15 protein-coding genes are annotated in these 13,573 nt (G+C 41.7%); 5 read left to right on the top strand and 10 right to left on the bottom strand.

Features of this window, described 5'->3' with window-relative positions; all coding sequences use genetic code 11:
* The first annotated feature begins 77 nt into the window (after window positions 1-77).
* Window positions 78-584, top strand: a complete 507-nt coding sequence (locus H8B17_RS02210; protein WP_190307529.1) for an RNA polymerase sigma factor — start codon at window positions 78-80, stop codon at window positions 582-584.
* Complete coding sequence (locus H8B17_RS02205) at window positions 584-1,189, top strand: hypothetical protein (protein WP_190307528.1); 606 nt, start codon at window positions 584-586, stop codon at window positions 1,187-1,189. The genes H8B17_RS02210 and H8B17_RS02205 overlap by 1 nt, the downstream gene beginning before the upstream one ends.
* Window positions 1,190-1,247: 58 nt before the next feature.
* On the opposite strand, the gene H8B17_RS02200 is transcribed toward H8B17_RS02205, so the two are convergent.
* On the bottom strand, window positions 1,248-2,960 hold the full coding sequence (locus H8B17_RS02200) for a serine hydrolase domain-containing protein (protein ID WP_190307527.1): 1,713 nt from the start codon (window positions 2,958-2,960) through the stop codon (window positions 1,248-1,250).
* A 446-nt stretch (window positions 2,961-3,406) separates the two neighbouring features.
* On the opposite strand from H8B17_RS02200, the gene xseA reads away from it, so the two are divergent.
* Window positions 3,407-4,657 carry an exodeoxyribonuclease VII large subunit gene (gene xseA / locus H8B17_RS02195; protein ID WP_190307526.1) on the top strand — a complete coding sequence of 417 codons (1,251 nt, stop codon included), beginning with the start codon at window positions 3,407-3,409 and terminating at the stop codon, window positions 4,655-4,657.
* 14 nt (window positions 4,658-4,671) lie between these two features.
* Window positions 4,672-4,917 carry an exodeoxyribonuclease VII small subunit gene (gene xseB / locus H8B17_RS02190; protein ID WP_190307525.1) on the top strand — a complete coding sequence of 82 codons (246 nt, stop codon included), beginning with the start codon at window positions 4,672-4,674 and terminating at the stop codon, window positions 4,915-4,917.
* A gap of 60 nt (window positions 4,918-4,977) precedes the next feature.
* Here the strand turns inward: xseB and proB are convergent, their stop codons facing one another.
* The 8 genes from proB to H8B17_RS02150 form a co-directional block, all read right to left on the bottom strand.
* Entirely contained in the window at window positions 4,978-5,748 is a 771-nt protein-coding gene (proB, locus tag H8B17_RS02185; RefSeq protein ID WP_190307524.1) for a glutamate 5-kinase, read from the bottom strand.
* A 2-nt stretch (window positions 5,749-5,750) separates the two neighbouring features.
* A complete protein-coding gene (gene proC, locus H8B17_RS02180) occupies window positions 5,751-6,563 on the bottom strand; it encodes a pyrroline-5-carboxylate reductase (RefSeq protein WP_190307523.1) in 813 nt (270 codons plus the stop codon).
* 239 nt (window positions 6,564-6,802) lie between these two features.
* Entirely contained in the window at window positions 6,803-7,237 is a 435-nt protein-coding gene (locus tag H8B17_RS02175; RefSeq protein ID WP_223816306.1) for a hypothetical protein, read from the bottom strand.
* Window positions 7,228-8,100 (bottom strand): LpxL/LpxP family acyltransferase, encoded by an 873-nt coding sequence (locus H8B17_RS02170; protein ID WP_190307522.1) that lies wholly within the window; start codon window positions 8,098-8,100, stop codon window positions 7,228-7,230. Before H8B17_RS02170 ends, H8B17_RS02175 begins: the two co-directional genes overlap by 10 nt.
* Window positions 8,101-8,110: 10 nt before the next feature.
* Window positions 8,111-8,365 carry an acyl carrier protein gene (locus tag H8B17_RS02165; protein ID WP_223816305.1) on the bottom strand — a complete coding sequence of 85 codons (255 nt, stop codon included), beginning with the start codon at window positions 8,363-8,365 and terminating at the stop codon, window positions 8,111-8,113.
* Window positions 8,355-9,581, bottom strand: coding sequence for a beta-ketoacyl-[acyl-carrier-protein] synthase family protein (locus tag H8B17_RS02160; protein WP_190307521.1), 1,227 nt, complete (start codon window positions 9,579-9,581; stop codon window positions 8,355-8,357). The genes H8B17_RS02165 and H8B17_RS02160 overlap by 11 nt, the downstream gene beginning before the upstream one ends.
* Window positions 9,582-9,590: 9 nt before the next feature.
* On the bottom strand, window positions 9,591-10,322 hold the full coding sequence (gene fabG, locus H8B17_RS02155) for a 3-oxoacyl-ACP reductase FabG (RefSeq protein WP_190307520.1): 732 nt from the start codon (window positions 10,320-10,322) through the stop codon (window positions 9,591-9,593).
* Between the two features lies 1 nt (window position 10,323).
* Window positions 10,324-11,841, bottom strand: a complete 1,518-nt coding sequence (locus tag H8B17_RS02150; protein ID WP_190307519.1) for an HAL/PAL/TAL family ammonia-lyase — start codon at window positions 11,839-11,841, stop codon at window positions 10,324-10,326.
* 138 nt (window positions 11,842-11,979) lie between these two features.
* Between H8B17_RS02150 and H8B17_RS02145 the strand changes: the two genes are divergently transcribed.
* Window positions 11,980-13,215, top strand: a complete 1,236-nt coding sequence (locus H8B17_RS02145; protein ID WP_190307518.1) for an NAD(P)/FAD-dependent oxidoreductase — start codon at window positions 11,980-11,982, stop codon at window positions 13,213-13,215.
* Here the strand turns inward: H8B17_RS02145 and H8B17_RS02140 are convergent.
* Window positions 13,212-13,573 (bottom strand): hypothetical protein (locus H8B17_RS02140; RefSeq protein ID WP_223816304.1); only part of this gene is annotated, 362 nt, incomplete at its 5' end. The two genes, H8B17_RS02145 and H8B17_RS02140, sit on opposite strands and share 4 nt — an antisense overlap.

The raw sequence follows: 13,573 nt of genomic DNA, 5'->3' as shown, positions 1-13,573 counted from the left end.
GAAAAACAAAAAGATTTTTTAAAAATAACGCTATCCATCTGTAACATCTTCTCCTTACCTTCGACATATAGCGTATCATGACCAAACACTTGGAATCAAGCTTCATTAATCTTTTGGAGGAAAACCAAAATATCCTTCATAAAATTTGTTCGCTCTACACAGAGGATAACGAAACGCATAAAGACCTATTCCAGGAAATGGTCATACAGTTGTGGCGATCTTATCCTAATTTCAAAGGCGATTCCAAGTTTTCGACTTGGGCTTACCGCGTTTGTCTAAATACAGCCATCTCCTTATACCGGAACAAAAAGAAAAATATAACCACAGTCGAATGGGACAGTTCTTTCCACCGTATACGTTATGAAGAATACAATCCAGAAGAAGAAGAAAAGCTCAAGTTTCTTTATACAGCTGTCCGACAGCTAAACGATATTGAGAAGGCACTCGTTTATTTGTACGTAGAAGATAAAGATTATCAAGAGATTGCAGCAAGTCTAGGCATCACCGAGGGAAATGCTCGCGTAAAAATGAATCGGATTAAGACGAAATTGAAAGCTATACTAAACAAAAAAGGAGGTATATAATGGACGGATTAGATTTATTAAAGCAACATTGGAATAACGATGATCGTTTTCCAAAAATAAACAAAGAGGAAATAAGGCACATGTTACACCAGCGGTCTTCTTCGATTATAAAATGGGTTTTTATAATTAGCCTCATCGAATTGTCCGTTGGAATTATACTTGGATTTATATTGCCGATGGATCAAAAAAGCACGTCCTTCGAATCATTTCTGGATATAACTTTTGGTATAGCCTTCAAAGCAGTGATCCTTTATTTTATTTACCGTTTCTTTAAAAACTATAGACTGATCAAGAATACCACAAACACCAAGACACTCTTGAAAACAATCTTAAAAACACGGCAATCTGTTGACAATTACATCAAGTTCAACATTTACTTTGTTATCTTTTATGGCGCACTAGCGGGATTGAAAGAGATTGTTACAACAATCATAAATAAATCTGTAGCGGAAGGAATCATAATGACCTTTTTGGTACTTATTGTTTTTACCCCTGTTATTCTAATCGTTACGTACCTCTTAAAACGTTATTATCACATCCTATACCGCAGGCTGATAAACAAACTAGACAATAACTACGAAGAATTAAACCGTATTGAAAAGTGAAGACAAGATAGGATTAACCCGGCTGTTATATTTTTATGAAGATCATGAAAACATTTTATCAAAGTCCTTCATAAATAGCATCCTGTATACGACTTCGTATATTCAAATCCAACAGCTTTGTCGACACTTGCGGATGCACCCGATTCGACAGGAAAATATAAATAAGTTGATTTTTTGGATCGATCCATATACAAGTCCCTGTATAACCTGTGTGCCCAAACACGGATTCATTTGCCAATCGGGAAGGATATTCTTTTTTCTTGTCCGGATCAGTTCGATCAAAGCCGAGTCCACGCCGACTGGTTAATGATTGCTTCGATGTAAATAAATCGACTGTCTCCGGTCTGAAATATCGGATACCACCGTACTCGCCTCTATTTAACAGCAATTGTCCATAAATAGCCAGGTCATTTGCCGTAGCAAAAAGCCCCGCATGCCCCGCGACACCACCGGCCATAGCGGCGCCCTCATCATGCACATAGCCCTGTAATAGCTCTTTTCGGAAAACAGTATCGTCCTGCGTTGGTACGATATGGTCTTTTGCAAAGCGTTGACGCGGATTATAACCCGCTGTTTTCATGCCTATAGGTTGATAGAGCAGTTCCTGTACATAGTCTTCCATAGGCTTAGAAGTCATACGTTCCGCAATTTCTTTCATCACGTACATACTGATATCGCTATAGACATAGTTACCGACAGGTTTTACAGGAGATTGCATCATTTGTGGCCACATGACATCTCTATAGTAGTTGTTCCGGAGGTAGGCTCTATCCGCCACACGTACTTGATGAGCGGTATCTGGTTTATGAACTAAATCCCCCGGTTTCAGATTTCGATAAAATGGGATAAAAGGCGTAAACCCTGCTTCATGCAACAACACACTGCGAAGTGTAATATCCTTTTTATTTGTTTCTTGTGCCTGTCCTAAATAACAGCCCATTGCGCTGTCCAGATTAATAATATTCCGTTCTTGCAAATGCATAACCACAGGCGTTGTACCCGCTATCTTACTAACAGATGCAAGGTCAAATATATCGCTCGTTTTAGTTGGTATTTTTCCCTCGTAAGTATGCGTGCCATACGCTTTATCAAAAATAACCTGTCCATCTTTCACGGCCATAACAACCATACCTGGAGCCGCGTGTTCGCGAATAGCTTCCGCCGCAATAGCATCAATCTTTTTTGTCATGCCCTCGATATCCAGCCCACAGGAATTTTCTGTAGCATACTGCAAGCGGGTTTGCTCCGTTCTATTTTGCCCTTGCGTGATAGCTAGCCCCCCAAAAACCGACATGGCAGCATACTGCTGAGCCTCCTTATTAAATTCGGGGTAAATCAACTCCGAAAACCGACCTTGTAAGCGTCCCCGTGACCAACTCGAAGACGTCGTCCTACTTTCAAATTGTACGACAATAATCTGTTTATTGTGTACAATAGATTGTTGAACCAGCAACAATAGATCATTTCGGAGATCTTCCTTTGTTCCGGCTATAATGATGGTATTGTGATATTTTGTATGCTCTTCGTAACCGTTGAAATCAAAACTTTCGGCATCAGCATAACGCTTTACCATGTTTACAAAATGAGCGTATTTGTTAGGAAACGGTGTAATCACCACCATACGATGTCTGTCTAAACGCTTTAAGGGCACCACGCCTCCCGTGTTCTGGATCAACGTCGCCTGATTAACGATTGTTTGCTTATATTGGGCCACACTGCTCGATGTATATAGGAGTAGTAATAAACAAAAACAGGTTATCGTACTTTTCATTTCATTTACTGATTTAAACCATAAATGTATTAAAATCTACTGAAGATTTGTACTACCCCCTCATTTAAGCTAAAGGTCGCCTCCGGATATTTGAGTCATGTAGAATCATTCCTTAGCACTATCCCTTATCTCCAATATCCGCAGCGACGATTTTTATGGACAAATGTTTAATTTTAGTGCCCATGAGCTCACTTCGTTTGGTTTTGGTTCTTTTTTGAGGTAAAAAAGAACATAAAAACTCTATATTTCCTCTATAAAATAAGCCTGAATGGCAGAGGAGAGCGAAATAAACCACGTAGTGCTCATGAATGCCTTTGGAAGCATACGAATATGAATAATTAATTTTATATAATGCGCAATTAAATTGCATATAAAAATGAATTACTCATGATAATTTTATAATTTGAGAATTCGTGAATGCGAAGCATTTTATTTAGGTTTGATTTATGCCCGAAACTGTCAGCGATAAAACTATTTTCTCTCTCTTAGAGGTGTCTCGTAGCATTCAAAAAACAATTGCAGAACGCTACAGAAGTTTGTATTGGATTAAAGCAGAGATGAACAAGCTCAATCATTACACACATTCGGGACATTGTTATCCCGAACTGGTCGAGAAAAAAGACGGTAAGGTCGTAGCAGAAATGCGTTCTGTTTTATGGAACGCAGATTTTCAGCGGGTGAATCAGCAATTTATCAAGATACTGGGCGAGCCCTTACGGGATGGCATCACGATTCTATTTCAAGCGGGTATATCTTATGATCCGCTATACGGCTTTAGCTTAAAAATAGTAGATATCGATCCCACCTTTGTGTTAGGCGAACTGGAAAAGGAAAAACGAGAAAGTGTCCGAAAGCTTCAAGCGGAGGGTATATTCCATTCGAATAAAAATTTATCCTTTCCTCTTCTACCCAAACGTCTTGCGATTATATCCGTGGAGACAAGCAAAGGGTTATCCGATTTTTTCAAAATTATTCATCGAAATCCTTGGAAGTATAAATTTGAATATACCCTATTTCCTGCACTGTTACAGGGAGACAAATCCATCCCCTCTATTATCCGACAATTAGCCAATATTGCAGAGAAAACGGGGGAGTTTGACACCGTGGCTATCATTCGTGGCGGCGGCGGAGAGGTTGGGCTTTCCTCTTATAATAATTACCAACTCGCCAAGGCTATTGCGATTTTTCCCATTCCGGTAATTACGGGGATCGGCCATTCAACCAATGAGACAGTCAGTGAAATGGTGGCCTACGAAAATGCCATAACGCCTAGTGAGCTTGCAGATTTTCTGATACAAAAATTTCATCAATTTGCTATTCCGGTTGACGAGGCACTAAGTCGTATCATGCAGGCCTCAAAAAGCCAATTTGAACAAGAAGAGAGTAGGTTAGCACAATACAGTCAATCCATATCCTGGAGCAGCAAGGCTGTCCTTGCTACAGAAGGACACAAACTCTCTACTGTGATAAACCATCTACAACTTTTTAGCATGCAATTATTGAAAGAACGAAAAGCAGATCTTAATAACATACAACGATTACTACAATTAGCCGACCCAAAGCAACTACTCAAAAAAGGGTTCAGTATCACCAAAATTAATGGTCATGCTATTACACAAGAGAGTACCGTGAAGGTGGGCGACGAGATCGAAACCATCCTATACGAAGGGATTGTATACAGTAAAATAGTGAGATAAATCCTTTAACAATTATGGAAAAGACATACACCTATAGTGACGCGTTCGAGGAACTCCAATTGATTGTTTCCGAAATCGAATCTGGCCAAACGAATGTTGATGAGCTTACAGAGAAAATTCGCAAAGCTTCTCAACTCATCGCGCTCTGCAAAGCCAAGCTTACTTCTTCGGAAGAGGAAGTGGAAAAATTACTAGCAAAACTGGTAGCATCCTCAACCAACGAGAACCATACGGAATCCGGAGGTAGCGAAGAAGAATGATCGATAAACATAGCTCAACACTGAAAAATTATCGAGCTATGTTTCTAATCGGAATAGGACTTAAGCTATAACTTTCGTTCCTACGGGTTTTCCTTCGATGATATCTAGAATCACACGATCCCTTTTGCCGTTAGCAATATACGTCGGAATATCTTTTGCCGCAGTATGCTTAGCTACCTTAAGCTTCGACTCCATTCCTCCGCGACCAGAGGTTTCGCCCTTATTTATCTTCGTAACGTACTGTTCTACCTGCTGGTCAACTTTAATTTCGCTAATCAGCTTAGAATCTTCATCTGCGGGATGCCCAGTATAAAAACCATCAATATCCGTTAATATGATGAGCATATCTGCATGGATCAACTCCGCAATTAAACTCGCTAGCTCGTCGTTGTCTGAAAACATAGAGTGTGATACGGAAACGGCATCATCCTCGTTTGCGATGGGTATAACACCTTCAGACATTAATCCCTCGTAACAATTAATCATGTTGGTACGGTGCTCTCCAGGGTTAAAATCACGCTTTGTAGCCAGCACTTGTGCACAACGCATACCATAATTTTGGAAGAGGGTATAATAATGTCGCATCAATCGCGGCTGCCCTATAGCAGAATACACCTGTCTTCTTTGCGATTTATCTTCTATCACACTATCTCCCAATATCTCACGCCCCGCGTTTACCGATCCCGAGGATACCAATACCGTCATGATATTGTCCTCATATAATTGTGCTATTTGATCAACAAGTTTATTTAATGCCGACAGCATAATCCGGTTATCCCGGTTCGCCATAACACTCGTACCGACTTTAATAACAATTCTCTTTTTATACATGTCTATTTATTACTTTCCTTTCCCAGCTGTACCGCCCGGTCGAACGCTGCATAAGCGGCATCTTTAATTAATTCCTTGACATTGTTTTCTTCCATAGAATCCAGCGCGGCACGCGTCGTACCACCTTTGGAGGCAACTCTATCCATCCATGCAGTTGGATTGATATCAGAGCTATTAAACAATTCAACCGCTCCTTGGAAAGTTTGTGCAACCATCAAGCGCGCATCCTTTTCACAGAATCCCATCTTGGTAGCTGCTTCCATCATTGATTCCATAAAATAAAATACATAGGCGGGGCCGGAACCCGATATTCCTGTGGACTTATCAATTTCCATTTCATTTGCCAGTTTGATGGATCGTCCGGTTGTATCTATCAATTTTTCTACCGTAAGAAGCTCCAATCGGGAGACCTCCTTAGAGCCAATAAACGAGGTAAAGCCATGTCCCACTTGTGCGGCAAGGTTTGGCATAGCCCGCACGACCTTTTTAATATCCATCGCTTCCTGCATCGTCTTTATCGTGACGCCTGCCATAATAGACACAAAAATCTGATCTGGTCTCTTATGCGCTTTGATAGCTTCAAAAACCTCGTCGCTGTGGTAAGGTTTCACGGCAATAAATACGATGTCTGCCTTAGGCAAACAATCTTCCAGTTTTTCGTAGACATCGAACGTTCCCTCCGCTCGTAGTTCGGCAATTTTTTCTGCCGAGTTGTCCAAAATCATTAAATCTTTTTCTTTCAATAAGTCTGATTGGGCCATCCCATGGGCATACGTTAGCCCCATGTTGCCGGCGCCAATTACTAGAATCTTCATCTGTTTATTTTTTGTTGAATAACATTAGTTCGGTTATAACCCCACAAGGAACGTGCTGAAAATTAAGATGATGCAATATAAACAGGTATATTATCTCAAAATAAACGGCACAAAGCTCTGTTAAGTAAGGGCTTAACCTACTTCGAAACTTTTTTCATATTTTTTTAAGGGAAGGAAATGTCAGTTCTGTCAAAATGACCATAAAATCCGACACATTTTCGTGAGGAGGGTGTATACCGCTATTTGGCTATCACTGTTTTCATGCGCGCACGTGCAATGACACTGTCTTCGAGTTTTGTTTCGATTTCAACCAACGTCACGCCCATAAATTCTTGTAGGATGGTGACGGTAGAAAAAACAGTCTCTCCTATTTCTGGTAGATCCTGAATGTCTACATCCTGCATAGAGCCAATATAGCCCATCGGTGCATTTTCCCCCTTCAAGAAATAGCTATATCCCGTGTGCAACGCGACAGATTGAGCCATATGTTCGAGCAAACCACTTTCTACTAACGTTACCTCATTAACAAAGATATTTTCTTCACAGACGACAAAAGTCGACACCAGCCGTTTATCGTCATAGCTTTCTAAGGTAGAGACCATAACAATCGGCGCTCGTTGCGGAATGAGTAATAATAGTTCTTCGCCTGAAATAGGTAGAGATATCATTTCCAAAAATCAAAAAAGTTAAACCACTGTAGCGGATACTTCCGTAATATACTTTCCACACTGCTTGTATAAGCTGCAAGAAAAGATTGCGGATCACGCTGTTTTACATCGATCGCTCTGCGCGCATAAAGGTGATAATGTAATCCCGGTTCGCGCATCACATATACAAAAATAACAGGAGCAGATAAGCGGGAAGCGATGCGAAAAGGTCCGACAGGGAAGTTGGCATCTTTGCCGAGCAAAGGGGCGGTTAGCGTTTTGGCACCATCAAAATATCGGTCGCCGGTGAAACAAATTAGTTCGTTATTCGATAAAGCGTCGTTGATAGCGAAAACATGCGACATATCTTCTCGAATATGGATGAACTTAACCCTTGGTTTTTCAGAGATACGCTCGATATATTCTTTAATGATCGTGCGTTCCTGATCTGCTGTAACCAAGTTAATTTGAAGATCCCAGTCAATATCCGCAAAAAATTTATCCGCAATCTCAAAATTACCCACATGTGCAGAAATAAGAACACCACCTTTTTTATTCTCGAGAACTTCTTTTAATGTATCAATTCCGTCAAACTCATAGGTGAACCTGTTCCTAAGACCAGAGGCAATCGCTACCTTATCGATAATGGTTTGTCCAAATACAAAGTAGGTTTGATAAACTTTCCAACATGTTGTCCAATGACTATAACCTTGTCTATGACGCAAATAATAATAGATGGCTCGAAAGCTTTTGGGAGAGAAGAGAAAATAATAGAATGCTACAAAAATAAGTAAGCTATACGCCGCTCGAACGCCCAGTTTTTTGATTAAAAAGACAAATATCTTATAGCCAAGGAGTGTTCCTTTTGATTTTCCGTCCCATTGGCTCATCTTACCCTGCTTAACTCTTTACCGTCATTTTTTGTTCTACGATGTTATAGAAATCCTGGAAAGTCACCACGCCTTCAAAATCTGCCTCCACCAACTTAACTCCGAAATTGGATTCGATAATAACAACCAAATCTACGTAGTCTAAGCTATCTAAATCAAGCGATTCCTTTAAAGATGCTTCCGGACTGATAATCTTTTCATCCACCTCAAATTCTTCTACCAAGATTTCATTTATCTTTTGATATATACGCGCTTTATCCATCATTAAATTTCTTGACCACCAATGCGGAATTGGTCCCACCAAATCCGAAAGAATTAGACAAATATATATCAAATTCTTGTTTTATTGTGCGGGAAACAAAATTTAATTCCTTGATGTCATCATCCGGATCTTCCAAATTAATGTTAGGGGCGATGAACCCATGCTGCATCATCAGCGTAGAATATACAATTTCCGACGCACCAGCCATCCAACATTCGTGTCCCGTCATAGATTTTGTGGAACTGACATACGGTCTATCCCCAAATACCTCTAAAATTGCTTTTGCCTCATTCGCATCACCAATCGGTGTCGATGTGGCATGTGCGTTAATATAGCCAATATCAGCCGCTCGTATATCGGCCTGTTCGAGTGCTCGTCGCATAGCTTTCGCAGGACCTTCGATGTTCGGTGTAGATATATGACCTCCGTTAGAAGAAAAGCCATAGCCTAATATTTCGGCTATAATGGGCGCCCCCCTATTGATAGCAGATTCATAGCTCTCCAATATGACTGCGGCTGCTCCCCCACTGGGCACTAGTCCCGTACGTCTCTTATCGAATGGCCTAGAGGCTTGTTGTGGATGGCTAATATCGGTAGCAAATACCCCTAAACCATCGAAACTTGCCATCGCATAGGGGTTGATTTCCTGCGCCCCCCCGCAAATAATCATATCCTGCAACCCTTGTTGAATAAACATGTATCCCAGACCAAGAGCATGTGAACCACTGGCACAGGCAGCACTAATGGTCATGTTAATACCAGACAGTCCAAAAATTGTTGCCAGATTCATCGTAACAGTAGAATTCATGGATTTAAAGATAGCCCCGGAACCAATTAGCTGGGTATCTTTCTTTTCTCGCACGATATCCGTGGCGTCGATCACTGCCTTCGAAACACTGTCATTCCCGAACAAAATACCTACCTCTCGCTTATTTAGATCTTCTATTTCCAGCTTCGCTTGCGCTAGCGCTTCTGTTGTTGCCATATACGCATACTCCGATTCCTCCCCCATACTGATACGTTGGCGCCTGTTGAGCACCTTCTTTAAATCCGGTGCGGGCACCGTACCCGTCAAAGGGGATTGGAAACCAAAAGCTACCCGCTCCCGATCAATCACAATGCCTGATTTACCTTCAAAAAGCGATTGTCTGACCTCTTCCAAATTAACTCCGATACAGGAATAGATGCCCATTCCAGTAATGACTACACGCTTATTCATCCAACAATGCTACGCATAAATTCCACCATTTATATTGATAACTTCTCCGGTGATGTAACCGGCTTTTTTTGATGCAAGAAAACAAACCAAATCCGCTACCTCTTCTGCTTCACCAAATCGGTTTGCAGGAATGATCTTTCTCAACTCTTTTTCATCCATCCCTTCTGTCATGTCTGAACGGATAAATCCCGGTGCAACGGCATTGACGGTGATATTTCTCTTTCCAATTTCTTGCGCCAATGCTTTTGTAGCCCCAACGACACCAGCCTTCGCCGCCGAGTAGTTAACTTGGCCTGCGGTTCCCTTAACGCCCGAGACGGAAACGATATTGATGATTCGACCATACCGTTGACGTAATAGTTTTTGGATAAAAAAATGCGTTACGTTGTAGAACCCTTGCAAAGAGACATTTAACACGGACGACCAATCCTCCGGAGACATCCACATGAACAAACCGTCTCTCGCGATACCTGCATTATTAACGATAACCTCCACAACCGCTTCCGGATGACGTTCACTCCATCGTTGTAACGCATCCTTTACTTCCGCTGGGTCTCCAACATTAAATTTAATAATCTCCCCTGTCGCACCTTCATCTTCTAATATGGCCAATGTTTCCTTAGCGGCTTCTTCATTTCCCTGATAATTAATCAGCACATGGTATCCCAATTCGACTGCTACCTTTTTACAGATCGCCCGTCCGATACCTCTCGATCCGCCTGTTACCAATGCACATTTCATATTACCTCATCAAATAATCTTTAACCTGCTGAATGGCAGGATAAAGCGGTTTGTCGTCTGAAAAGGCAGGAATAATCGCACTAATTTCATCATACACCGCTTTTGTTTTTGAAGATACAAAATTTTGATAATTTAAAATATCAATTGCCTGCCTCACGGAAATAATTTGAACCGCAAGTACTTCAAATGCATTTACGATTACCCGATTTGCTATCACCGCGGCGTTCGTTCCCATACTCACAATATCCTGATTATCATTGTTATTCGGAATACTATGTATATACATAGACGTCGAGAGCATTTGGTTTTCTGCCGTGGTGGACGTTGCGGTAAATTGAGCTCCTTGCATACCAAAATTAAAACCAAGCTTACCCATATTCACGAAAGGCGGTAACAATCCATTTATTTTAGTATTCATAAGATAGTTTAGCTGCCTTTCCGATAACATCGTCAGACGCGTAATCGCTAGTTTCAGCTTATCCATCTCCAAGGAAACATAGTCACCATGAAAGTTTCCCCCATGGTACACATTTTGGTTTTCCACAGAAATTATCGGATTATCACTAACCGAGTTCAGCTCGTCTTCAAGTACTTTTCCCACTTGCTGAATTGTTTCCAAGATTGGCCCTAAAATCTGTGGAACACAACGCAGCGAATAGTATTCTTGCACTTTTTCTTTAAAAATATCTTCTTGATTATTTCCCGAATACAAATCGTCTTCCCGCTTTTTTATTAACGTACTATCAATCAAATGCTCCTGCATTCGAGATGCAACCTGACTTTGTCCAACATGCAGTTTAACGGCATTCAAATGCGTTGAATAATGGTCGTCATGTGCCTTGACAATTTCATTCATGGCACAAGAAAGCCAAATCGACCAATCTAGCAATTTCGATGCATAGCAATAATTGACAAGCCCTACGCCTGTCATTACCGATGTACCATTAATCAACGACAGTCCCTCACGCACCACCACCTCAATAGGCCTCAGCCCCTCTTCCTTAAACACGATTGCTGTAGCCCTACGTTCATTTTTATGAAATACCTCTCCTTCACCAATCAGCACTAGGGCTAAATGTGCAAGCTGTACCAAATCACCACTCGCTCCTACACCACCATGTGCAAAAATGACAGGTATAATATTTCGGTTGATCAATTCTTTGAGTAATTCAATAACAGTTGCGTGGACGCCAGACTTCCCTTTAGAAAGATTGGTCAGACGCGTGAGCATTGCTGCTTTTACGTGAAGTGGCGATAAGACATCACCTGTACCCGCCGCATGGCTGCGGATCAGATTATATTGCAGCTGGTTTGTATCCTCGTCTTGTATACGATACTGCGCCATCGGCCCAAACCCCGTATTCACGCCATAAATCACTCTATTCGCAGCAAATTCTTTCAGGAAAACATGGCTTTCTTCCACTATCTGAAGTACCTCCGGCTCTATAGCAAGGGGCTCACCTTTAAATATAATCTCATAAAACTGAGACAGCGTTAATTTTTTATCTACCGAAATCATGTATGCCTATATTCTTCGCTAATTTTCTTTTACCATCAAAAAGCACAGATTTTACTGTTATTTTTGTAGGTCGGTGTCGTATCGAAACATTTGCAAAAATACTATAATTTAATTTTAATTCGGTTAATTCATCAAGCTATGCACGTCGAGGAAGTAGATATTTTAATTATTGGCGCAGGACCTTCAGGCTGCGTAGCTGCGGGTTATTTAGAGCAACAGGGTGTTCACATCAAGATTGTCGAGCGATCCAAGTTCCCTCGTTTAGTTGTAGGCGAAAGCCTTATCCCCCGTGTTATGGATCATTTTGACGAAGCGGGACTGTTACCTGCCCTACAGGCGCAAAATTTCCAGGAGAAACCTGGTGCACGTTTTATTCGAGGCAACGTCATTAGCGATTTTGATTTTGGAGACAAATTTGGAGAGGGTTGGAATTGGACATGGCAAGTTCCAAGGGCTGATTTTGATCATGCGATGACCCAAGAGCTCCAAAAAAAGAATGTAGACATTGCTTTTGAGACTGCGGTTACAGCGATCGAGTTTAACGGAACTGATTCTTTGACTACCGTTCAGGACAAAGAAGGAGTCGATGCACAAATCAAGGCTCGATTTGTGATCGATGCCAGCGGATACGGGCGTGTCCTCCCTCGTTTACTACATTTAGACACGCCGTCACAGCTGAATCCGCATTCCGCCATCTTTTCACATGTAAAAGATGCCAACCGTCCTATCGGTATAGAGGGCACACAAATTTCATTTGATGTACTAGATACCGAGGTTTGGTTATGGGTTATTCCTTTCTCCAATGGGTTGACAAGTCTGGGCATCGTGGCACACACGGATTTTATCGAACAACTAAAGGGAGATGAGGGCACGGCAGAGGCTCTAAAAAGAGCGATTAAGCTCTCCGATTTTTATGTCAAGCGTTTTGCGAATACAGACTTCGAATTTGAACCTATACATCTTAAAAATTACTCGGCTGCTGTCTCTAAAATGTTTGGGCAAGGTTTTGCATTAACGGGCAATAGTGCGGAATTTTTGGATCCCGTATTTTCTTCTGGCGTGTGCTTTGCAACAGAATCCGGTATTCTTTCCGCAAAACTAGCCTATCGGCAATTACAAGGCGAAAAAATTAATTGGCAGGTTGAATATGCCGATTATATGCAACGTGGTATTCATGTTTTTACAACATACGTAAAAGAATGGTATACAGGCAATCTACAAACGCTTTTTTTCCATCGTCCCGAAAATCTTGATGTGAAGCGAAAAATATGCGCCGTGTTAGCAGGTTATGTATGGAACGAAGACAATCCGTTTGTTAAAAAACACGACAGAGTCATCCGCAGTTTGGCTCATATGTTACAAAGCAATTCTTAATCGTCTTCTGTTTTTGGCGGTGAAGTTTTGGTCACACCGGCCTTAAATCTTGGTTTGAAACCCGCCGGCTTGCTGGAAGGAACTTCCGGTTCTACAGGCTTGGACTCCGCATCCGGTGACTTCTCCGGTTCCACGGCCTTGGTAGCACCCGCCTTAAATCGTGGCTTGAAACCCGCTGGCTTGCTGGAAGGAACTTCCGGTTCTACAGGCTTGGACTCCGCATCCGGCGACTTCTCCGGTTCCACGGCCTTGGTAGCACCCGCCTTAAATCGTGGCTTGAAACCCGCTGGCTTGCTGGAAGGAACTTCCGGTTCTACAGGCTTGGACTCCGCATCCGGCGACTTCTCCGGTTCCACCG

The sequence above is a fragment of the Sphingobacterium arenae genome (assembly GCF_014692505.1).
Lineage (GTDB): Bacteria > Bacteroidota > Bacteroidia > Sphingobacteriales > Sphingobacteriaceae > Sphingobacterium > Sphingobacterium arenae.
This window is presented reverse-complemented; position numbering and strand designations above follow the sequence as displayed.

Coding starts and splice junctions, on each gene's coding strand:
- H8B17_RS02210 (WP_190307529.1), top strand. CDS start 78: ATGACCAAACACTTGGAATCAAGCTTCATTAATCTTTTGGAGGAAAAC.
- H8B17_RS02205 (WP_190307528.1), top strand. CDS start 584: ATGGACGGATTAGATTTATTAAAGCAACATTGGAATAACGATGATCGT.
- H8B17_RS02200 (WP_190307527.1), bottom strand. CDS start 2,960: ATGAAAAGTACGATAACCTGTTTTTGTTTATTACTACTCCTATATACA.
- xseA (WP_190307526.1), top strand. CDS start 3,407: ATGCCCGAAACTGTCAGCGATAAAACTATTTTCTCTCTCTTAGAGGTG.
- xseB (WP_190307525.1), top strand. CDS start 4,672: ATGGAAAAGACATACACCTATAGTGACGCGTTCGAGGAACTCCAATTG.
- proB (WP_190307524.1), bottom strand. CDS start 5,748: ATGTATAAAAAGAGAATTGTTATTAAAGTCGGTACGAGTGTTATGGCG.
- proC (WP_190307523.1), bottom strand. CDS start 6,563: ATGAAGATTCTAGTAATTGGCGCCGGCAACATGGGGCTAACGTATGCC.
- H8B17_RS02170 (WP_190307522.1), bottom strand. CDS start 8,100: ATGAGCCAATGGGACGGAAAATCAAAAGGAACACTCCTTGGCTATAAG.
- H8B17_RS02165 (WP_223816305.1), bottom strand. CDS start 8,365: ATGATGGATAAAGCGCGTATATATCAAAAGATAAATGAAATCTTGGTA.
- H8B17_RS02160 (WP_190307521.1), bottom strand. CDS start 9,581: ATGAATAAGCGTGTAGTCATTACTGGAATGGGCATCTATTCCTGTATC.
- fabG (WP_190307520.1), bottom strand. CDS start 10,322: ATGAAATGTGCATTGGTAACAGGCGGATCGAGAGGTATCGGACGGGCG.
- H8B17_RS02150 (WP_190307519.1), bottom strand. CDS start 11,841: ATGATTTCGGTAGATAAAAAATTAACGCTGTCTCAGTTTTATGAGATT.
- H8B17_RS02145 (WP_190307518.1), top strand. CDS start 11,980: ATGCACGTCGAGGAAGTAGATATTTTAATTATTGGCGCAGGACCTTCA.